At 67.7% G+C, this 20,204-nt stretch carries 17 protein-coding genes and 1 tRNA gene; 13 read left to right on the top strand and 5 right to left on the bottom strand.

The window, feature by feature from the left end; all coding sequences use genetic code 11:
- Positions 1-5: 5 nt before the first annotated feature.
- From ilvA to DSM104443_RS18795, 6 genes are all read left to right on the top strand, one after another.
- Complete coding sequence (gene ilvA, locus DSM104443_RS18820) at positions 6-1,517, top strand: threonine ammonia-lyase, biosynthetic (RefSeq protein WP_171095014.1); 1,512 nt, start codon at positions 6-8, stop codon at positions 1,515-1,517.
- Between the two features lie 3 nt (positions 1,518-1,520).
- Complete coding sequence (locus tag DSM104443_RS18815) at positions 1,521-3,632, top strand: tetratricopeptide repeat protein (RefSeq protein WP_171095012.1); 2,112 nt, start codon at positions 1,521-1,523, stop codon at positions 3,630-3,632.
- Entirely contained in the window at positions 3,613-5,598 is a 1,986-nt protein-coding gene (locus tag DSM104443_RS18810) for a tetratricopeptide repeat protein (RefSeq protein WP_171095010.1), read from the top strand. The genes DSM104443_RS18815 and DSM104443_RS18810 overlap by 20 nt, the downstream gene beginning before the upstream one ends.
- A 132-nt stretch (positions 5,599-5,730) precedes the next feature.
- Positions 5,731-5,898 carry a DUF1328 domain-containing protein gene (locus tag DSM104443_RS18805; protein WP_076019782.1) on the top strand — a complete coding sequence of 56 codons (168 nt, stop codon included), beginning with the start codon at positions 5,731-5,733 and terminating at the stop codon, positions 5,896-5,898.
- 2 nt (positions 5,899-5,900) lie between these two features.
- Positions 5,901-6,050: an entericidin A/B family lipoprotein gene (locus tag DSM104443_RS18800; protein WP_171095008.1), complete on the top strand. Its 150-nt coding sequence runs from the start codon at positions 5,901-5,903 to the stop codon at positions 6,048-6,050.
- A gap of 78 nt (positions 6,051-6,128) precedes the next feature.
- Entirely contained in the window at positions 6,129-6,605 is a 477-nt protein-coding gene (locus DSM104443_RS18795) for a DUF421 domain-containing protein (RefSeq protein WP_171095006.1), read from the top strand.
- A gap of 40 nt (positions 6,606-6,645) precedes the next feature.
- Here the strand turns inward: DSM104443_RS18795 and DSM104443_RS18790 are convergent.
- Positions 6,646-6,721, bottom strand: a tRNA-Thr gene (locus DSM104443_RS18790).
- A 185-nt stretch (positions 6,722-6,906) separates the two neighbouring features.
- Here DSM104443_RS18790 and DSM104443_RS18785 point away from each other — a divergent pair.
- The 7 genes from DSM104443_RS18785 to DSM104443_RS18755 are packed head-to-tail and all read left to right on the top strand — an operon-like array spanning position 6,907 to position 15,050.
- The gene (locus tag DSM104443_RS18785) at positions 6,907-7,326 is read left to right on the top strand and encodes a type IV pilin protein (RefSeq protein WP_171096633.1); all 420 of its coding nucleotides are present in this window, start codon (positions 6,907-6,909) and stop codon (positions 7,324-7,326) included.
- 2 nt (positions 7,327-7,328) lie between these two features.
- On the top strand, positions 7,329-7,895 hold the full coding sequence (locus tag DSM104443_RS18780; protein WP_171096632.1) for a GspH/FimT family pseudopilin: 567 nt from the start codon (positions 7,329-7,331) through the stop codon (positions 7,893-7,895).
- Positions 7,892-8,326 (top strand): type IV pilus modification PilV family protein, encoded by a 435-nt coding sequence (locus tag DSM104443_RS18775; protein ID WP_171095004.1) that lies wholly within the window; start codon positions 7,892-7,894, stop codon positions 8,324-8,326. Before DSM104443_RS18780 ends, DSM104443_RS18775 begins: the two co-directional genes overlap by 4 nt.
- A 5-nt stretch (positions 8,327-8,331) precedes the next feature.
- Positions 8,332-9,531 carry a hypothetical protein gene (locus DSM104443_RS18770; RefSeq protein ID WP_171095002.1) on the top strand — a complete coding sequence of 400 codons (1,200 nt, stop codon included), beginning with the start codon at positions 8,332-8,334 and terminating at the stop codon, positions 9,529-9,531.
- A gap of 32 nt (positions 9,532-9,563) precedes the next feature.
- Positions 9,564-10,160 carry a pilus assembly PilX family protein gene (locus DSM104443_RS18765; RefSeq protein WP_171095000.1) on the top strand — a complete coding sequence of 199 codons (597 nt, stop codon included), beginning with the start codon at positions 9,564-9,566 and terminating at the stop codon, positions 10,158-10,160.
- A gap of 35 nt (positions 10,161-10,195) precedes the next feature.
- The gene (locus DSM104443_RS18760; RefSeq protein WP_171094998.1) at positions 10,196-14,722 is read left to right on the top strand and encodes a pilus assembly protein; all 4,527 of its coding nucleotides are present in this window, start codon (positions 10,196-10,198) and stop codon (positions 14,720-14,722) included.
- Between the two features lie 7 nt (positions 14,723-14,729).
- The gene (locus DSM104443_RS18755; protein WP_171094996.1) at positions 14,730-15,050 is read left to right on the top strand and encodes a hypothetical protein; all 321 of its coding nucleotides are present in this window, start codon (positions 14,730-14,732) and stop codon (positions 15,048-15,050) included.
- A 4-nt stretch (positions 15,051-15,054) separates the two neighbouring features.
- On the opposite strand, the gene ispH is transcribed toward DSM104443_RS18755, so the two are convergent.
- From ispH to DSM104443_RS18735, 4 genes are read right to left on the bottom strand one after another with little or no spacing between them, the layout of a single operon-like run.
- On the bottom strand, positions 15,055-16,002 hold the full coding sequence (gene ispH / locus DSM104443_RS18750) for a 4-hydroxy-3-methylbut-2-enyl diphosphate reductase (RefSeq protein WP_171094994.1): 948 nt from the start codon (positions 16,000-16,002) through the stop codon (positions 15,055-15,057).
- Complete coding sequence (gene lspA, locus DSM104443_RS18745) at positions 15,999-16,496, bottom strand: signal peptidase II (RefSeq protein WP_171094992.1); 498 nt, start codon at positions 16,494-16,496, stop codon at positions 15,999-16,001. The genes ispH and lspA overlap by 4 nt, the downstream gene beginning before the upstream one ends.
- Positions 16,489-19,278: an isoleucine--tRNA ligase gene (ileS, locus tag DSM104443_RS18740; RefSeq protein ID WP_171094990.1), complete on the bottom strand. Its 2,790-nt coding sequence runs from the start codon at positions 19,276-19,278 to the stop codon at positions 16,489-16,491. Before ileS ends, lspA begins: the two co-directional genes overlap by 8 nt.
- Complete coding sequence (locus DSM104443_RS18735; RefSeq protein WP_171096631.1) at positions 19,275-20,204, bottom strand: bifunctional riboflavin kinase/FAD synthetase; 930 nt, start codon at positions 20,202-20,204, stop codon at positions 19,275-19,277. Before DSM104443_RS18735 ends, ileS begins: the two co-directional genes overlap by 4 nt.

Here is a 20,204-nt window from a genome sequence, read left to right as displayed (position 1 = left end):
AGGTTATGAAGGACGACTACCTGCAGAAGATCCTCGCCGCGCGCGTCTACGACGTCGCGGTGGAAAGCCCGCTGGAGCCCGTGGCGGGCATCTCGCGGCGCATGGCCAACCACGTGCTGCTGAAGCGCGAGGACAAGCAGTCGGTGTTCTCCTTCAAGCTGCGCGGGGCGTACAACAAGATGGCGCACCTCTCGACCGCGAAGCTCGCGCGCGGCGTGATCTGCGCGAGCGCCGGCAACCATGCCCAGGGGGTCGCGCTCGCCGCGCAGAAGCTCGGCACGTCGGCCACCATCGTGATGCCGGTGACCACGCCGCGGATCAAGGTCGCGGCCGTGGCGGCGCGCGGCGCCAACGTCGTGCTGCACGGCGACAGCTATCACGAGGCCAACGTGCACGCCCGTGCGCTCGCACGCAAGCAGGGCCGCACGTTCGTCCATCCCTACGACGATCCGCTGGTGATCGCGGGGCAGGGGACCATCGGCATGGAGATCCTGCGGCAACACGCGCAGCCCATCGACGCGATCTTCATTCCGGTGGGCGGAGGCGGCCTCATCGCCGGCATCGCGTCGTACGTGAAGCGAGTCTCGCCGCGCACCCGCATCATCGGCGTGGAGCCCACGGATTCGAACGCCATGACCGCGTCGCTGAAGGCCGGCAAGCGCGTGACGCTGCCGCACGTGAACCTCTTCGCCGACGGCGTCGCGGTCCGGCAGGTCGGCAAGGAGACCTTCCGCCTCGCGAAGAAGCTCGTCGACGAGATGGTGCTCGTGGATACGGACGAGATCTGCGCGGCCATCAAGGACATCTTCGAGGACACGCGCACGATCGTGGAGCCGTCGGGTGCGCTGGCACTCGCGGGCGCCAAGCGCTGGGCCGCGAAGCGCAAGGCCAAGGGCCGCACGCTGGTGGCGATCGCCTGCGGCGCCAACATGAACTTCGATCGCCTGCGCTTCGTGGCCGAGCGAGCCGAGCTGGGCGAGCACCGCGAGGCGGTGCTGGGCGTCACCATTCCCGAGAAGCCCGGCAGCTTCCGCGCGCTGTGCGAGCTGCTCGGCAAGCGGAGTGTCACCGAGTTCAACTACCGGTATGCCGACGACAGCGCCGCGCACATCTTCCTGGGCATCTCGGTGTCGAGCCGCGAGGAGACCGACCGCATCATCGGCCAGCTCACCCGCAAGGGCATGAAGACCGTGGACCTCTCCGACAACGAGACGGCGAAGCTCCATGTGCGCCACCTCGTCGGCGGCCGCGGGCGCGGAGCGAAGGGCGAGATGCTCTACCGCTTCGAGTTTCCCGAGCGCCCGGGCGCGCTGATGAACTTCCTCACGCACATGGGCTCGGGCTGGAACATCTCGCTCTTCCACTACCGCAACCACGGCGCCGACGTCGGCCGCGTCCTCGTGGGCCTGCAGATCCCGGAGCGCGAGCGTGGGGCCTTCCGCCGGTTCCTCCGCGAGCTGGGCTACGACTACACCGACGAGTCGCGCAACCCCGCCTACCGCCTCTTCCTGCGCTGAGGCATGGCGAACTCCCCATCTCCCGAGGCGCTCTGGGCGAGCGCGGTGCAATCGCTCCAGGCGGGCAAGCTCCCGCAGGCCGAGGGTGCGCTGCGCCAGTTCGTCGCCGCGAGCCCGGCGCACGCCGAAGGCCATCACCTCCTCGGCATCGTCCTGGGCCAATTGGGCCGCCATGACGAGGCCCTCGCGAGCTTCGGCAAGGCCCTGGCGATCCAGCCCGCGCATCCGGCCGCTCTCGTGAATCGCGCCCAGGCCCGCATCGGCCGCGGCGAGCTGGATGCCGCACGGGCGGATCTCGAGCGTGCGATCGCGTTGAAGGCGGATTTCGCGCTCGCATGGGGCGCGCTGGGTGGCGTTCGCAAGGCGACGGGCGACGCAGCCGGTGCGGAGCAGGCGTATCGCAAGGCCATAGCGCTGAAGCCCGACTATGCCGAGGCGTTCTACAACCTCGGGCTGGTGATGCAGGAGGCCGGCCGCGGGGGCGAAGCGGTGACCTCCTATCGCAAGGCGCTGCAGCTCCGGCCGCAGTTCGCGGCGGCGCACAACAACCTCGCGAACGCGCTCCTCGCCGAAGGGCGCGAATCCGACGCGATGACCCACTACGAAGCCGCGACGCGCATCGACCCGCGGCTGGGCGATGCCTTCAGCAACCTCGGCTTGCTGCTGAAGACGCGCGGCGATGTGCCCGGCGCCATCGCGGCGCTCGAGCGCGCCGGAACGTTGCGGCCCGACGCGGCACCCGTGCACGACAACCTCGGCATCGCCTACTACGCCGCACACCGCTACGCCGACGCCGAGGCCGCGCACCGGCGGGCGCTCGCGATCCAGCCCGATTCGATGGACGCCCTCAACAACCTGGGCAATGCCCTCGGCGCGCTCGGCCGCCCGGAGGAAGCGCTCGCCGCCTACCAGCGCGTGCTCGATCGCGACCCCGGCCACGCCGATGCATTGAGCAATCGCGGTCTCGTCTTGCACGAGCAGCGCCGCACGGAGGAAGCGATGGCGTGCTATCGCCAGGCACTCGCCGTGAAGCCCGACCACTTCGATGCGCTCAACAACCTGGGCTACCTGCTGCAGGAAGAGGGCAAGCGCCGCGAAGCGATGGAGTACTACCGCCGGGCGCTCCAGGCGAACCCGCGCGCGACGCGGGCGGCCTACAACCTCGGCCTCGCCCAGCTGCTGGAGATGGAGCTCGGCCCGGGATGGACGCTGCACGAGGCGCGCTTCGAGACGACCCCGCCCACCGTCGTGCGGCGCGCCTTCGACCTCCCCGAGCTCACCGTGGCGGATCTCGATCATGGCCACCGCGTCGCGATCTGGGGCGAGCAGGGCGTCGGCGATCGGCTGCTGGCCGCGACGCTGCTGCCCTCGCTCACCGCTCGCGGCACGGACTTCGTGCTCGAGGTCGATCCGCGGCTGCGTCCCGCGTTCGCGCGCGCGAATCCGGGCTGGCGCATGGTCGATACGCCCGTGGCCAACAGCGCCTTCGAGGGCTGCGATCGCTACCTGCCGAGCGGCTCGCTGGGACGCATCCTCCGCCCCGATGTCGCGAGCTTCGACGCGCAACCGCCATCCATCCTGCTCGCGGATCCGCTGCGTCGCGAGGGCTATCGCCAGCAGCTGGCCGAACCAGGCCGCCGGCTCGTGGCCATTTCGTGGCGTAGCTTCCAGCCGGTGGCGCGCGGCTTCGTGCAGGCGAAGAAATCCGCGCCGCTCGAAGCCTTCGCTCCGCTGGCGGCGCGCAACGACGTTCGCCTGGTCGACGTGCAATACGGAGACACGGCCGAAGAGCGGGCCGGCTTCGTCGCGAAGCACGGCGATACGATCCGCCGCGTGGACGGCCTCGACCTGCGCAACGATCTGGAGGGCGTGCTCGCGGTGATCGACGCTTGCGACCTCGTGATCACGACGAGCAACGTGACGGCGCACCTGGGCGCGGCGCTCGGCAAGCCCACGTGGCTCCTCTACCTCGCCGACAACCCGCCCTTCTACTACTGGGTTCGCGTGGGCGAGGACCGCTCGCCGTGGTATCCGTCGCTGCGCATCGTGACGGGCCGCGAGCTGGATAGCTGGCCGCGCCTTTTCGAACGGGTCCATGAGCGCCTCGACGCCTGAGGCCGCGGCCCTCGCGCTCTTCCAGTCGGGGCGGCTCGATGCGGCCGAGGTCGCGTGGCGCGCGCTGCTGGCCGCCCGGCCCGACGATCCGCAGGCGCTGCACATGCTGGGGCTGATCCTCGCCCGCACGGGCCGCGCGGCGGAAGGCCGTGCGCTCGTGGATCGCTCCATCGAGCGCGATCGGCGCAACCCGGCCTTCCTCAACAACCGCGCCATGCTGCTGGCCGAGGCAGGGCGCTTCGTCGATGCGGAGCGCGATGCGCGGCGCGCGGTGCAGCTCGATCCCTTGTTCGTCGCCGGGTGGATCCAGCTCGGGAGCGTGCTGCGCCGCCAGGACCGCCTCGAGGAAGCGACCGCCGCGTTCCGGCGCGCTTCGACCGTCGATCCGCGCTCGTCCGAAGCCCACGTGGGATTGGGCAACGTGCTGCGTGCGCGCGGAGACATCCCGGGAGCGCGCGCGGCGTATGCGGCCGCACTGGCACTCGATCCGCGAAACCCGTCGGCGCACTACAACCTCGGCAACCTGCAGATGGAGGCGAACGAGCTCGCCGCCGCCGAGGGGTCGTTTCGCGCGACGCTCGCAAGGGCCCCGCAGAACTCGCTCGCCATGAACAACCTCGGCGTCATCCTCACGCGCACGGGCCGCGCGGGCGAGGCGATCCCGGTTCTCGAACAGGGCGTGCGCATCGCTCCGGGCAATCCGGAAGTGCTCACGTCGCTCGGCCTCGCGCTGCAGGGCGAGGGCCGCGTCGCCGATGCGATCGCGCGCTATCGCGAGGCGCTCACGGCCCGTCCCGGATTCGCTCCGGCGTTGAACAACTGGGGCAATGCGCTCAAGGATGGCGGCGATCTCGTCGGCGCCGCGGAACGCTTCGACCAGGCGATTGCCGCCGATCCGCGCTTCGCCGATGCGCTCAACAACCGCGCCAATGTGGCGCTCGAGTCCGGCGACACGCCCGCCGCGAAGGCCTTCTATGCGCGCGCGCTCGAGGCGCGTCCGGACTTCCCCGACCCTCGCTTCAGCCTGGCACAGCTCGCGCTTCGTGACCTCGACTTCGCGCGGGGCTGGGATGCGTTCGAGCTGCGCTTCGCCACGCATCCACCGATGGCGCAGTGGCGCGCTCCGGCGCTGCCGCGCCTGACGCCCGCGGAGCTGAAAGAAGGCCATCGCGTGGCCGTGTGGCGAGAGCAGGGCGTGGGCGACCTGTTGCTCTTCGGCACGCTGTTGCCGGAGCTCGCGGCCACCGGCACGCGCGTCGTGCTGGAAGTCGATGCGCGCATGGTCGCGCTCTTCGCGCGAAACCTTCCCGGTATCGAGGTCGTCTCGCCCGAGGACGCGCCGGCCGCCTTCGCGAAGTGCGACCGCCATTTCCCGCTCGGCTCGTTACCGGGTCTCTTCCGCCGCGACGTCGCGAGCTTCGCCGCGCAGCCCCGCGGCCTCTTTCGCGCCGATCCGGCCCGCGTGGCGGCAACGCGTGAGGCCCTCGGGCCGGGGCATTGGATCGCCGTGTCCTGGCACAGCTTCCAGGGCCGCGGTCGCCGCCATCACGAGATCCGCAAGTCGATGCCGGTCGAGGCACTCGCGGGGCTCGCCGCGATTCCGGGTGTACGCCTGCTCGACGTGCAGTACGGCGATGTCGCCGGCGACCGCGCAGCCTTCGAGGCTGCGCATCCCGGGCTCATGACCCGCCTCGACGGCCTGGACACTTTCAACGACTTCGAAGGATTGATGGCCGCGCTCGAGGCTTGCCGGGGCGTGCTCACCATCAGCAACGTCACGGCCCATCTCGCGGGCGCGAGCGGCGCTCGCGGGCTGCTCCTTTATACGGGCACATTCGCGCCCATGAACTACTGGGCGGCGCGCTCCGGCGACACCTCGCTCTGGTATCCCTCGCTGGGGATCGTGTCCGGCGCGCAGGGGTGGGAACCGCTCGTCGCCGAGGCCGCGCGCCGTCTCGCCCTGTAGGCGGGGACCGACACGGGTTTCCGCAGCGGGCGGACAGGCGTTCCCCGCCCCCGTCCCCACAATGCACTCACTACCGGCGCGCTGCCGCATCAATCGGTGCGACCTCGCCGTCAAGTCCTAGAGGAGCGGCTCATGCTCTATTACGCCTTGATCTTTTTCGTGGTGGCGCTGGTGGCCGCCCTGTTTGGTTTTGGTGGCATCGCGGCCGGTGCCGTCGAGATCGCCAAGATCCTGTTCTTCATCTTCCTGATCCTGACCGTGGTCTCGCTCGTGGTCGGCATCGCTCGCCGGGGGCCTTGACCATGAAGAAGACCGTCATCGCGCTGGGCGCTATCCTCGTTTCGAGCTTCGTCCTTTCCGCCTGCAACACCGTGCAGGGTGCCGGCAAGGACATCGAGCGGGGCGGCGAGAAGGTGCAGGACGCCGCAGTGAAGACGAAGGAGAAGATGTAAGTCTCCTCGCGGTTTCACGCGGGAACATGAAGGGGCGGCGCCGGAAGGCACCGCCCCTTTTCCATTTTGGGAGCCTCCATGGATCTAGCCGATGTTTTCCTGCCCCAGGCCACGCTGCTCGAGATCTTCCTGCGCGGCACGGCCATCTACCTCGTCCTCTTCGCATACATGCGATTCTTCCGGCGCTCGGCCGGGGGCATCGACGTGGCCGATGTGCTGGTGGTGGTCCTCATGGCCGACGCCGCGCAGAGCGGGCTGCAGGGGATGGAGCACTCGGTGATCGGGGGGCTGCTCTCGGTGGCGACGATCGCCTTCTGGGACTACCTCATCGATTGGCTCGCCTGGCGCTTCCCGGCGCTGCGATGGTTGAACCGCGCGAAGCCCACGCTGCTGATCCGCGACGGACAGTTCCTGAACCGCAACATGCGCGCCGAGATGATCACGCACGACGAGCTGCGCGCGCAGTTGCGACAGGAAGGACTCGCCGGACCCGAGGAGGTGAAGGCGGCCTTCCTCGAGGGCGACGGCAAGCTGAGCGTGGTGAAGAAGAAATGAAAAAGCCGCCCCGAGGGGCGGCTTCTTACATCTGAAAGAGTGGTGCTGTTGAGAGGAGTCGAACCTCCGACCTACTGATTACGAATCAGTTGCTCTACCAACTGAGCTACAACAGCACAAGGGGACGTCTATTATAGCGCAGCGCCAGCCCTGCCGCCCCCCTTTTGCCGCCCGCGGAGCCCCGGATTGCCGTTCGTCGGGGTCCCCAGCCGTCCATCGGTCGGCTTCCGCCGTTGATCGGGCGGAGTGGGGTAGGCATGCAGCCCTACCTAGTATTCCCATCCGTGGAGGTCTATCCGACATGACTATGAAAAAGAACCAGGGTTTCACGCTGATCGAACTGATGGTCGTTGTGGCCATCGTGGCCATCCTGGCTGCGATCGCGGTACCGATGTACACCGACTACATCACGCGCGCCCAGCTCGTGTCCGCCCATACCGGCCTGAACGGCGGACGGGTGATCATGGAGCAGTTCTACCAGGACAACCGCGCCTATAACTGCAAGACGGCGCCGCTGCCCAAGGTCGAGAAGTTCACGCTCGCCTGCACCCAGGCGAACGACCAGGAATTCCTGCTGACCGCCACCGGCAGCGAAGGCCGCACCACGGGCTTCGCGATGACCATCAACGAAAAGGGCGCTCGCGCGACGACCGCCGCGCCGAGCGGCTGGATGCCGACCCCGTCGGCGAACTGCTTCGTCACCCGCAAGGGGTCCTGCTGACCATGGGACCGCGCCGCCACTCGGGCTTCTCGATCATCGAGATCATGATCTCCGTCCTCATCGTGGGGATCCTGATCGTGGCCGCGATCCCGAGCTTCAAGAACTGGATCCAGAACGCCCAGGTCCGGACGGCGAGCGAAAGCATGATCAACGCCCTCCAGACCGCGCGCAACGAGGCCATCCGCCGCAATGCCTGCGTGCAGGCCAGACTGTTGGCCCCGCCGCAGACGGGCTGGGACGTGCGCGTGTGCGCGAGTGTGGACGATCCGGCGGTTGATCCGGTCGCCACGCGTGCCCATGAAGAGGGTTCGGTGAACGCGAGCGTGATTCCCGAACCTCCGGACGGCAGGATCGTGTCGTTCAATGCGCTGGGCCGCATCGTGGATCCGAACCCGTACGACGGCTCGGCCACCATCACGCGCCTGAAGATCCGCAACACGACGTTGGATGTGGCCGACGAGCGGAAGCTCCACATCGAGATCCCGCCCGGCGGCGCCGCACGCATGTGCGATCCCAACGCGGCCATCAAGACCACCGATCCCCGTTACTGCCAGAACCAGACGCCATGAAAACCATCCGTGGAAACCAGGGCGGCGTCGTCCTCATCGAGGCGATGATCGGCATCCTCATCTTCTCGCTCGGCGTGCTGGCGCTGGTGGCCATGCAGGCTGTGTCGACCAGTAACGTCTCCAACGCGCGGTATCGCTCGGAAGCGGCATTCCTCGCCAACGAGATCGCCGCGCAGGCCTGGATCGGGCGCGGCGCCAACGGCGTCGGCACCAAGGACTTCAAGTGGCCGGGCGGTAACGACGTCACCAAGGCGTGGGTCGCCAAGGTGGAAACCCTGCTGCCGCAAGCCAAGACCTACCCGCCGACCATCACCTCCGTCGCCGGTAGCGCGAATGGCTATGTGCTCACGATCACCGTCCGCTGGAAGGCGCCGGATGCCCTCGTGCCGAGCAACCACGTCGCGGTCGCCTACGTGACGCAGCCGAATTGATGACCATGAACCGAACCCCTCTCCTCGCTTTCCGGGGCCCGCGCCAGGCGGCCGGCTTCACCATCATCGAGCTGATGGTCGGCATGCTGGTGGGTCTTCTCGCCACCGTCGTCATGTTCCAGGTCTTCGCCGTGTCGGAGGGCCAGAAGCGCACCACCACCGGTGCCGGCGATGCCCAGCAGAACGGCGTCGGCTCCGTGTTCGTGATCGAGCGCGATGCCCGCATGGCCGGCTTCGGCATCAACTACCTGCCGATGATCGGGTGCCCCGTCAGCGGCTACAACTCGACCGCGACCGCGGCCACGAAGACGTTCGGCTTCGCGATGGCTCCTTATGTGATCGTCAATGGCGCCGCCGGCGCTTCGGACACGCTCACGATCGCCTACGGGGATACGCGCAGCTTCTCCTCGCCCATCAAGCTTGCCGCCGACATGGCGAGCGCGGGCGCGGTGATCAAGGTGTACAGCCGCTACGGCATCGCCCCGGGCGACCTCTTCATCCTCGCCTCGACGAGCCAACCGACTTGCACGCTGTACCAGGTGCAGGACCGTCCGGGCTCCGACGGCATCGCCCACGGTCCCGGCTCCTTCACCGATGACTCAGGCAACCCCCGCACCACCACGTACAACGCGGGAGCGGGCGGCAACTCGATCGTGCTGCCGAGCTCGGGCACGCCGGTCACCTATCTCAAGTGGGATCTCTCCAAGCGCCGCGGCGGGCGGGTGATCAACATGGGCCAGGCGCCCACCGTCGTGACCTACGCCATCGAGGGCAACCAGCTCGTCGCGAACAACGTGCTGAGCCCCGGCGAGAAGGTCGTCGTCTCCGACGGCGTGATCCAGTTCCAGGTCCAGTACGGATTCGACTTCGAAGGCGACGGTGCGATCGTGAGCACGGCTCCGACCGTGACCACGCTGACGGGTGCCGCGGACCAATGGGCCGATACCCTGCCCGCCAATCCCACCACGGCGATGTACGCCGGCATCATTGGCATCCGCTTCGCCGTCGTCTCGCGCAGCGCCACGCCGGAGCGCGCCGATGCGGTCTCGGGACTCTGTCCCACGCAAGTCCCGCCCCGCTGGCTCGCCGCGGATCGCGACATCGACGTGAGCGCCGACCCCAACTGGAAGTGCTATCGCTACCGCGTATTCGAGGTGACGGTCCCCGGCCGCAACCTGGCGTGGGCACCGGACGAGGCGCTGTGATGAACGCAACCCGGAACCAAGGAACACCCGCCATGCGCTCGCGCTCCCCCCAACGCCAGAAGGGCATCGTGCTGATGGTCGCCCTCATCATGCTGGTGGCGATGTCGCTCGCCGGCGTGGCCCTGATGCGCTCGGTCGAGACCGCCGTCATGGTGGCCGGCAACTTCGCCTTCAAGGAAGCCGCGATCCAGAGCACGGACCAGGGCGTGAACGCCGCCGCGGATTGGCTGCTCACGGCGAACAAGGATGCGCCGATGAGCCTGTTCGACGACAACGCCGCCAAGGGGTACTACTCGTCGTTGCCGCCCACCGACCCGGACTTCTTCGCCGAAGACACCTGGAAGACCACTTCGGTCTCGGTGAACGGTGGCGCGGCCGATGCGGCCGGCAACAAGACCCGCTTCATGATCCACCGGATGTGCACGCTGCCCGGCCTGAACTGGGCCGATCCGGACAACGATTGCGCCTTGCAGACGACCGCCGCCACCGAAGGCGAGGGCGCCAGCAAGAAGCCGGGTGCGCCGCCTCCGAACGGCACGCCCATCCTCTACTACAGGGTGACTTCACGGGTCGATGGCCCGCGAAACACCGTGTCCATTTCGCAGGTCAGCCTCGCGCAGAAGCTCTAATCCCGCCTCGTTATGCGGGTCTAAGGGAGTTACCCATGAGAATCCAACAGACACTTCGCCGCTCGTTCATCGCCCTCGTCACCGGATCGCTGCTCGGCACCTTCGCCGGACTGGCGCCCCTGGGCGCGAACGCCCAGGTCGCCCAGCTCGCCGATGTGCCGCTGGCGCAGGCGCCATCGACCTCGGTGCTGCCGAACCTCATGTACATCCTGGATGACTCGGGGTCGATGGGCTACAACTACATGCCTGACCAGGTCCAGCTGAACAGCGCCCAGTACGCGTTCCGGCATTGCAAGGTCTGCAAGGCGCCGAACAAGGTGAACACGACCAGCCCGACGAACCGCCAGGTGACCGCCGTGGACACCGGCAGTACCAAGGAGCGCATCACGCTCTCCGGCGCGCATGGCGGCACGACCGGCACCGCGTTCCGGTTTACGGCCGGCACGCCGCCCTCGCCCCTCGCGCTCAACGTGACGTACTACATGAGGGACATCAACGGAACGACGGCGTTCTCCGTGGCCCTCGCATCCGGCGGCTCGGCGGTCAACCTGCTGACCAATCCGACGGGTGCCACGTTCACCATCTACGACGCCGACTTCACCACGGTGAGCAACCACGGTGGGTCCGTCGGCCAGACCGTCGTGTTCACCTCGGGAACTCCCCCGTCGCCCTTGACGCTCAACACCGTCTACTACATCACATTGGCGGGTTCGGACGGCAAGACGCTCCAGGTCTCGGCGACGTCGGGCGGATCTCCCATCGTCCTCACGGACGCGGGCTCCAGCGCCACGCTCGACGTGAACGGCGGCTACTGCCAGGGCCCGGGCACACCCGCGCCGCAAAACAACACCGGCCTGGGAAATGGCGAGGGCATGGCCTGCGGAACGGACCAAGGCCAGGACGCCAACGTCCACAGCCGGAGTTCCAGTCCGGAAGTCGCCGAGGCGCTCTTCTACGCGCCGGTCTTCAACAAGATCTGGTACAACCCGGCTATCAGCTACGCGCCTGCCGTGGACTCCACCGGCACGAGCCTGGGCAACATCGATTCCAAGAACGCCACCAGCGACTACTTCATGAAGGGTGCGGCGAAGAATCTCACGACCGCCTTCAACGAGGTCGTCTATTGCAACACCACGACCCCCAGTACGGCAGACCTGCTCGATACGACGAAGTGCAGGCGCAACGGGAAGGACAACGTCCCGAGCGGCTACTTCACGTACTACAAAGCCACCGCCCCGGGCAACGAGGGCTATCCGAACAGCGTGTTCTTCAACAAGGAACAGCTCACCACCAGCAACCCCCACTACTACAACATCGCCCCGGTCGAGCATTGCAAGGACGAGAACCTGACGGAGTGCATGCTCACCACGACGCCCAGTGGCGACTTCAGCAAGCCCGCGCCGCTCCGCTGGTGTAACACGAAGGCGGATGCGACGACCACGGCGGTCGTGTCCTCGACGTCGAACCCGAAGTGCCGCAAGAAGTTCGAGTTCAGCACCAACTACATCTTTCCGCGCTTCGGCCGCTTCTCGCGCGTCGACATCGTCACGTCGACCGCGAACTACGCCAAGGTGACCGGCGCGGTGCGTCCGGACTGCGTCGCGGCGACGACCTGCACGTACGCGGAGGAGGTGCAGAACTTCGCCAACTGGTACGGCTACTACCGCATCCGGATGGCGCTCATGAAGACCGCGACGGGCCGCGCCTTCCTGTCGATCGACGACCGCTATCGCGTCGGCTTCATCACCATCAACCCGGGCGATCCGGTGTCCGTGGACAAGTACCTCAAGGTCGGCCAGTTCGTGGCGGATCAGCGCAAGAATTGGTACGAAAAGCTCTACGCCTCTTCCGGGACCAGTGGCACGCCGCTTCGCGAGGCGCTGTCGCGCGTCGGCCGCTACTACGCCGGCCAGAAGGACAGGATCAACAGCGGCATGCGCGACAAGTCGGGAACCGACGACCCGGTCCAGTACACGTGCCAGGCGAACTACGCGCTGCTCACGACGGACGGCTACTGGAACCAGGCCACCAACCAGCCGGGCCAGCAGATCGACGGGTCCAACATCCCGGACAAGGACGGCACCCAATCGGCTCCCTTCATCACGCGGGCGACGGGGACCTGGGACGGCGGCAGCGGCGCCAGCGGGTCGCTCGCCGACGTGGCGGCTTACTACTACATCGAAGACCTGCGGCCTGACATGACGGACAACGTGCCGACCCAGAGCGGCAAGGCGGACGACAACAACAAGCAGCACATGGTGACGTTCGGCCTGGGGCTCGGCCTCGAGGGGCTGATGGACTACATCCCCGACTACGACACCCGGCTGTCCGGCGATTTCTACAAGATCAAGCAAGGTGCCAGCAACTGCTCGTGGAAGACGGGCGTCTGCGACTGGCCGGTCCCGGTGGAGAACCAACCGGCCACCCTGGACGACCTCTGGCATGCGGCGGTGAACGGGCGTGGCGCGTACTTCAGCGCGAGCGACCCGAACTCGCTGGCCCAGGGCCTGCTGTCGGCACTGTCGAAGCTCAAGGTCGCGACGGCCGCGGCGTCCGCCTCGGCGACGTCCAGCCCCAACATCACGGAGAGCGACAACTACATCTTCTCGTCCACCTTCCGCACCGGCATCTGGGACGGCGAGATCGTGGCGCAGCGGATCGACATCAAGACGGGCAAGGTCATCCCGGGCATCGAATGGGCGGCCCAAGCCCTCCTCGACGCACGCGCTGCCGATGCCACCGACTCGCGCTTGATCTACACGATCGACGAAGGCGGCGCCAGCAAGCGCAAGGACTTCAAGTACGCCTCCCTCAAGGCCGCTGCGGCCGGGGCGATTGCCGCGGAACAACCGTACTTCGCCAGCAAGTGCGGGGCGTTCGGCCAATGCGTACTGCTCACGGCCGACCAGCAGGCGATCGCCAACGACGGCACGAACCTCGTGAACTACCTGCGGGGCCAGCGCCAGCACGAGAAGATCGCGACCGGGGAGAGCACTCCGTCGTTCCGCAAGCGCGACCACATCCTCGGCGACGTGGTGAACGCCAGCCCGGTCTTCGTCGGCTCGCCGTTCTTCGCCTACAACGATGCGGTTTCGCCGACGTACGAGGACTACAAGACGGCGCAGGACGCGCGTACGCCGGTGCTGTATGCGGCGGCGAACGACGGCATGCTCCACGCCCTCAACGCCAACACCGGCCAGGAGCTGTGGTCGTATGTCCCGCGCATGGTGATGCCCAACCTGCACAAGCTCGCCAACGCCAACTGGGGCGCGACACACCGCTTCAGCGTGGATGGCACGCCGTCGACGGCCGACGTCTTCGTGGGCGGCGCTTGGAAGACGATCCTCGTCGCCGGCCTCAGCTCGGGCGGACGCGGTTTCTACGCGCTCGACGTGACCAACCCGGCCAGCCCGGTCGTGCTGTGGGAGATCTGCGCGGATGCCTCGCTGTGCGCGATCGTCGACACCGACCTCGGCTTCTCGTATGGCAACGCGGAGATCGGCAAGCGCAAGTTCGACGGCAAGTGGGTGGTGTACATCACCTCGGGCCTGAACAACATCACCCCCGGCACGGGCAAGGGCTTCCTGTATGTCCTGGACCTCGCGACGGGCGCGGTGCTGAACAAGGTCGCCACCGGCGAGGGAACCGTCGCGGCGCCCACCGGCTTCTCCCGCATCTCGGGATTCGTCGCCGATCCGCAGAAGGACCGCACGATCACCACGATCTATGGCGGCGACCTCTTCGGCAACGTGTACCGCTTCGACACGAGCGTGAACCCGCCGGTGAAGACCGTCCTCGCCACGCTGAAGGACAAGGGCGGCAAGCCCCAGTCGGTCACGACGCGCCCCGAGCTGACGGCGATCCGCGCGGGCACGAAAGCCTCGGACCCGGTCTACCCGGTCGTTTATGTCGGCACGGGCCGCTACCTGGGCATCGACGACCTGAAGGATCCGGCCAAGCTGGTGCCGGCGCAGCCGTTCGCCTATGAGAACTCGCTCTACGCCATCAAGGACAAGGGCCTGGGCGGGACGTACGCGAACTTCCGGACGGCCAACGTGGTGGAGAACGTCCTCACGGACAAGGGCACGTCCCGCACGGCGACGAACAAGACGGTGAACTGGGCGGTCAACGACGGCTGGTTCATCGACCTGAATCCGAACAACACGACACCGGGCGAGCGCATCAACCTCGATCCGTTGCTGGTTTCCGGGATTCTCGTCGTGGTCGGTAACATCCCCAACAACGAGCAGTGCTCGATCGGTGGCGATGCCTTCGCGTACTTCTTCTCGTACAACAGCGGTGGATTCCCCGACCCCGCGGGATTCACGACCGTCGGCCAGAAGATCACCGGCCAGACGATCGTCGGATACACGTCGATCACGGGCGTGCGTCCCCCGGCTCCGGGTGACAAGCCGGGCGACCCGCCGCCGGAGATCCCGGACCTGAAGTGCCGCATCATCTTTACCCTGGCCACGGGCGAGAAGATCACGCTCCCGTGCCCCCAGATCGGTGGTGCAGGTGTACCGCGCCGGACCTCGTGGCGCGAGCTGATCCAGAAGTAAGGTCGCCATGCGCAAACTGCTGACGACCCTGATGATTGCCTGCACAGGACTGGCGGCGATGCCGCCGGTCCTGGCGCAGGGCAAGCGCTACGACCCGCCGCAGCGGCTGAGGGCCGGAGCGCTGGATTCCTGCATGAAGGACGAAGTGATGAACGGGGCCTACTGCGCGAAGCAGTGCGCGGAAGGCTTCCGGATGGAATTGGGCAAGCGGGAAGCGAGCTGCATCGCGGTCTCGCCGGGGGCGCAGATTCCGCCGCCGCCCCGGCCCGACTTCACGCCGGCCAAGCCGCCGCCGGCCGATCCGAAGGCACCGAAGGGCGCCGCCTGAGCGGTCAGGCGTTGTCGCCGCGGCCCATCGACTTGGGCAGCGGGAAGGTCACCGATTCCGTGATGCCCTCCAGCTCGCGAACGCGCTTGGCGCCGAGCGATTGCAGGCGGTGGATCACGTCCTGTACCAAGACCTCGGGCGCGGAAGCGCCCGCGGTCACTCCGATGGTGCGCTTGCCCTCGATCCACTCGGGCTTCAGCTCGTCCGCCTTGTCGATGAGGTAGGCCTCGCGCCCCAGGTTCTGCGCGACCTCGCGCAGCCGGTTGGAATTCGAGCTGTTGGGCGAGCCCACCACGATTACCACGTCGCACTTGGGCGCCATGAACTTCACGGCGTCCTGGCGGTTCTGCGTGGCGTAGCAGATGTCGTCCTTCTTCGGGCCCACGATCGCGGGGAAGCGCTTCTTCAGCGCGGCGATGACGCGCTGGCAGTCGTCGATCGAGAGCGTGGTCTGCGTCACGTAGGCGAGGTTCGCCGGGTCGCGCACCTGGAGCTTCGCCACGTCCTCCTCGTTGTCCACGAGGTACATGCCGGAATCCGATTGACCCATGGTGCCTTCGGCCTCGGGGTGGCCTTCGTGGCCGATCATGATGACTTCGCGGCCGGCCTCCCGCATGCGCGAGACCTCCACGTGCACCTTGGTCACCAGCGGGCAGGTCGCGTCGAAGACCTTGAGGCCGCGTTCGTCGGCCTCGGCGCGCACCGCGAGCGAGACACCGTGCGCGGAGAAGATGACGGTCGATCCCGCCGGGACCTCGTCCAGCTCCTCGACGAAGACCGCACCCTTGGCGCGAAGATCCTCGACCACGAACTTGTTGTGCACGATCTCGTGGCGCACGTAGATCGGCGCGCCGTGCATCTGCAGGGCCTTCTCGACGATGGCGATGGCGCGGTCGACGCCGGCGCAGAAGCCGCGCGGCTGGGCGAGCAGGATCTCGCTGGATTCGGTCATGGCGTTTCCTTCTGCGGCTTCGGCTCGCCGCGCAGGCTGTCCAGCAGGAGCAGGATGACCCCGAGGGTGATCGCCGAATCGGCGACGTTGAAGGCGGGGAAATAGTAGCCCGCGGCATGGACCTGCACGAAGTCCACCACGTAGCCCATCGTGGCGCGATCCCACAGGTTGCCGGCGGCCCCGCCCAGCACCAGCGCGAGCGCGGTCGACAGCAGGCGGTTGCCGGTGCTCTTGCGCAGCATCACGACCAGCACCGCGGAGACCCCCAGCGTCACGATCACGAAGAACCAGCGCTGCCAGCCGCCGGCCCCGGCGAGGAAGCTGAACGCGGCGCCGGTGTTGTGCGCGAGCACGAGGTTGAAGAACGGCAGGACGTAGAGCGTCTCGCCCAGCTGGAAGATGTGCGTGATCCACGCCTTGGTGGCGAGGTCGAGCACGACGATCGCGGCGCTGATCCAGAGCCAGCGGTGCCAGGGAGGGGCGGGCTTATGCATGCACGCGCGCCTCGCCGGCGCCGGTGAGGTTGGAGACGCAACGCCCGCAGATCGACGGATGCGCCGGATCGCGGCCCACGTCCTCGCGGTAGTGCCAGCAGCGGTCGCACTTCGCGAACGCGCTGGGACGCACGCCGACGGTGAGCTCGCCCGGGGCCTCGAACACCTTCGCCTGCGACGTGATGGTCACGAAGCGCAGATCGTCGCCGAGCGAGCGCAGGAGCGCCAGGTCGTCCTTCGAGGCGCCGAGATCCACTTCGGCCTGCAGCGAGGAACCCACGGTGCCTGCTGCGCGTTGTTCCTCGAGCTTCGGCGACAGGATGGCGCGGATCTCGCGGATGCGCGTCCAGCGGGCGATCAGCTCCGCCTCTCCCGCCTGCTCCGGCAGCGCGTCTTTCCACGTGTGGAAGAAGATGCTCTCGTCTTTTCCGGGATGGAGCACCGACCACGCCTCTTCCGAAGTAAAGGAGAGCACGGGCGCCATGAGGCGCAGCAGCACCTGCGTGATGGCGTGCAGCGCGGACTGCGCGGCGCGGCGCGGCTTCGAATCGCGGCCCGTGGTGTAGAGCCGGTCCTTGAGGATGTCGAGGTAGAACCCGCCGAGATCCTCCGAGCAGAACATCTGCAGGCGCTGGGTGACGGCGTGGAACTCGTAGCGCTCGTACGCCGCGGTGACCTCGGCCTGCATGGCGCGCGTCATGGCGAGGGCGTAGCGGTCGATCTCGACCCACTCGGAGACCGGCAGCGCGTCCTTCGCCGGATCGAAGTCGGCGATATTCGCGAGCAGGAAGCGAAGCGTGTTGCGGATGCGCCGGTAGCTCTCCACCACGCGCTTCAGGATCTCGTCGGAGATATAGAGCTCGCCGGAATAGTCGGTGGACGCGACCCAGAGGCGGATGACCTCCGCGCCGAGCGTATCGGAGACCTTCTGCGGCGCGATCACGTTGCCGATCGACTTCGACATCTTGCGGCCCTGGCCGTCGACGACGAAGCCGTGGGTGAGGAGCGCGTCGTACGGCGCGCGGCCTTCCATGGCGCAGGACGAGAGCAAGGAGGACTGGAACCAGCCGCGGTGCTGGTCGCTGCCCTCGAGGTACATGTCGGCGGGCCAGCGATGGTCGGCGAGGCCGCGCAGCACCGTGAAGTGCGTCGTGCCCGAGTCGAACCAGACGTCCACGGTGTCGGTCATCTTGCGATAGACCTTCGGATCGACGCCGAAATCCTCGCAGGTCGCGGCGAACCACGCCTCGACGCCGCCCTTCTCGACGAGGCCGGCCGCCTGCTCGACGAAGCGCTCGGTGTCCGGATGCAGCTCGTCGGTCTCTCGATGCAAAAAGAACGGCAGCGGCGTGCCCCAGTTGCGCTGGCGGGAGAGCGTCCAGTCGGGGCGGTTGGCGATCATCGCCTCCAGGCGCGGGCGTCCCCACGCGGGGAAGAACTGCGTCGCGTCGATGGCCTGCTTCGCCGTCTCGCGGAGCGTCTTGCCCGTCGGGGTCTTCCTCTCCATGCCGATGAACCACTGCACGGTGGCGCGGAAGATGATCGGCGTCTTGTGGCGCCAGCAGTGCGGATAGCTGTGGCGGAAGGGCTCGTGTTTGAGGAGCGAGCCCGAGGCCTGCAGGCGCTCGAGGATCGGCTTCTCGGCTTCGCGCACGCTCATGCCCGCGAAGTGCGGCACGTTCGACTTGAAGCGGCCGAGGTCGTCGACGGGCTGGTCGAGCGGCAGGTCGTTCTTCACGCCGACGTCGAAGTCCTCGGCGCCGTGCGCGGGCGCGGTGTGCACGAGGCCCGTTCCGGCTTCCGTGGTGACGTGCGCCCCGACGACCATCGGCACGATGCGCGACTCGAACGGATGCTGGAAGCGCAGGCCCGCGAGCTGCGCGCCCTTCGCGCGGCCGAGCACGGACTTCACGGCGAGGCCGTAGCGCTTGAGGCAGGCCTCGCGCAGCTCCGCGGCGAGGATGAGCGCGCCCTTGTCGGTGTCCACGAGCTCGTAGTCGAACTCGGGATGGGCCGCGATCGCCTGGTTGCCCGGAAGCGTCCACGGCGTGGTGGTCCAGATGACGGCGGAGATCTTCTGCGGCACGGGCGACGCACCGAAGGCTTTCGCCACGTGCGCGGGATCGGCGGCGTGGAACGCGACGTCGATGGCGGGAGAAGTCTTGTCCTCGTACTCGACCTCGGCCTCGGCCAGCGCCGAATGGCAGTCGATGCACCAGTTCACGGGCTTGAGGCCCCGGTAGAGCAGGCCCGCTTTCCAGATGCGGCCGAGCGCGCGGATCTCGCCGCCCTCGGTCTTCGGATCCATGGTGCGGTACGGGTGATCCCAGTCGCCCAGCACGCCGAGGCGCTTGAAATCCTCGCGCTGCTTGTCGATCTGCTCCGCGGCGTAGGCGCGGCAGAGCCTGCGCTGCTCGTTCGGCTCGAGGTTGCGGCCGTGCTTCTTCTCGATCTGGTGCTCGATCGGCAGCCCGTGGCAATCCCAGCCCGGCACGTAGGGTGCATCGAAGCCGGCCATCGTCTTCGACTTCACGACGATGTCCTTCAGGACCTTGTTCACCGCGTGCCCGATGTGGATGTCGCCGTTGGCGTACGGCGGGCCGTCGTGGAGGATGAACTTGGGGCGGCCCTTCGAGGCCTCGCGGATGCGGTGGTAGAGCCCGCCTTCGTGCCAGGCCTTCACCCACGCCGGCTCGCGCTTGGCCAGGTCCCCGCGCATCGGGAACGGCGTGTCGGGCAGGTTCAGCGTGCTCTTGTAGTCGGTCTTCTTCGTGTCGTTCATCTCGTTCCCGCGGCGAAGTACCCGCGCGCCTCGTCGCAGTCCCGGTGGATCTGCGCACGCAACGCGTCGAGCGAGGCGAAAGGGGCCTCGTCGCGCAGCTTCTTCAGGAACTCGATGGTGAGACGGCGTCCGTAGAGGTCGCCCTGGAAATCGAAGAGGAACGCTTCGAGTGTCGCCGGGCCGCCAGTCTGCACGGCCGGGTTGTAACCAAGGCTCGCCACTCCCTCGAGTCCGCGAGTTGCTGCACCGAAGCATTTTATCGCAAAGACGCCCGTCAGGGCCGGCTTCGCCCGCCCGAGCCGCACGTTGGCCGTGGGGAAGCCCAGCTCGCGGCCGCGCTTGGCGCCGTGCTGGACGCGGCCCGTGATCGTGTAGGGCCGGCCCAGCATGCGGGCGGCCTCCGGAAAGTGACCCGCCGCGAGCGCTTCGCGGATGCGGGTGGAGGAGATGCGGTGCTCGCCGTCGTCCTGCACGTCGGGCAGCACCTCGACGTGGAAGTCGAGGCGGGCGCCGAGCTCGATCAGCTTGTGCACGTCACCCGCACGCTTGGCGCCGAAGCGGAAGTCCTCGCCCACCAGCACCCAGCGAGCGCCGAGCGCGTCTCGGAGCCGCCACGCGAATTGATCGGGCTCCTGGCTCGCGAACGCCTGGTTGAAGCGCTGCACGTACATCGTCTGGATGCCGTGCTCCGCGATGAGCGCGACCTTCTCGCCGAGCGAGGTGAGGCGGGCCGGCGCGGTGGACGGCGAGAAGAACTCGCGCGGCAGCGGCTCGAACGTCAGCACGGCGCTGTCGAGCCCGTGGCCGTTCGCGGCCGTGCGCACGTGCTCGAGGATCTCGGCGTGGCCGCGGTGCACGCCGTCGAAGCTGCCGATCGCGATGGCGCAGTCGCGCCGCGCGGTCCGGGGATGGCGCAGGACGCGCAT

It is taken from the genome of Usitatibacter rugosus (assembly GCF_013003965.1).
GTDB classification, from domain to species: domain Bacteria; phylum Pseudomonadota; class Gammaproteobacteria; order Burkholderiales; family Usitatibacteraceae; genus Usitatibacter; species Usitatibacter rugosus.
This window is presented reverse-complemented; position numbering and strand designations above follow the sequence as displayed.